Origin of the sequence: Pseudoalteromonas sp. bablab_jr011 (assembly GCF_016464045.1) — a bacterium.
Classification (GTDB): Bacteria; Pseudomonadota; Gammaproteobacteria; order Enterobacterales; family Alteromonadaceae; genus Pseudoalteromonas; species Pseudoalteromonas lipolytica.
In genome coordinates this window covers 1-733 of sequence record NZ_JACDWU010000127.1, presented here as the reverse complement: position 1 = coordinate 733, position 733 = coordinate 1, and the positions used below count along the sequence as shown (strand labels likewise).

1 protein-coding gene is annotated in these 733 nt (G+C 46.8%); it reads left to right on the top strand.

Going from position 1 to position 733, the window contains the following annotated elements; all coding sequences use genetic code 11:
* Positions 1-80: 80 nt before the first annotated feature.
* The coding region (locus JIG41_RS05365; RefSeq protein ID WP_199524374.1) for an IS5 family transposase at positions 81-733 on the top strand (653 nt) is incomplete at its 3' end.

The following is a 733-nucleotide window of genomic DNA, read 5'->3' as shown; positions in this document are numbered from 1 at the left end:
GGCGTTGTTTCCTAAAAGTTTGAACTATCTTGCCAGCCTGTGATCAGATCATCTATATCCTACTAGCCCGTGCAACAACAATGAGCAAAATCACAAACTGGTCTCACTATAATCAAGCCCTCGTTAACCGCGGTAATATTCGCTTCTGGTTTGACGAAAAAGCAACGCGTCATTGGTATAACGAATGTACTCACGGCGGGCGTGGCCGCTCTAATCATTTCTCTGATCTTGCTATTGAAACTTGCTTAACACTCAAAGCTGTCTTTGGCTTGTCGTTCAGGGCACTACAAGGGTTCACACAATCGGTATTATCTTTGATGAAGCTTCCGCTTGAAGCCCCAACCTACAGTTGTCTGTGTAAGCGCAGTGCTGAGTTGAATATTAAATTTCGCAGTAAAGTCCGCACCACTGGATTTGTAGATATTGTAGTTGATAGCACAGGACTTAAGGTGTTTGGCGAAGGTGAATGGCATGCACAGAAGCACCACGTAAAGGCAAGAAAAAAGTGGCGAAAACTGCACCTTGCGGTGGATGCCAACACGCATGATATTGTGGGGGCGCAAATGACGCTCAGTAACGTCACCGACGGCGAGACCCTCCAAGATTTGATAAGACCATTACGTCGGCGTATAGATAGAGTGAGCGCTGATGGTGCTTATGATAGCCGCCGCTGCTATGCAGAAATAACTGAAAAAGGCGCGATACCTGTTATCCCGCCGAGAGAGAATGCACG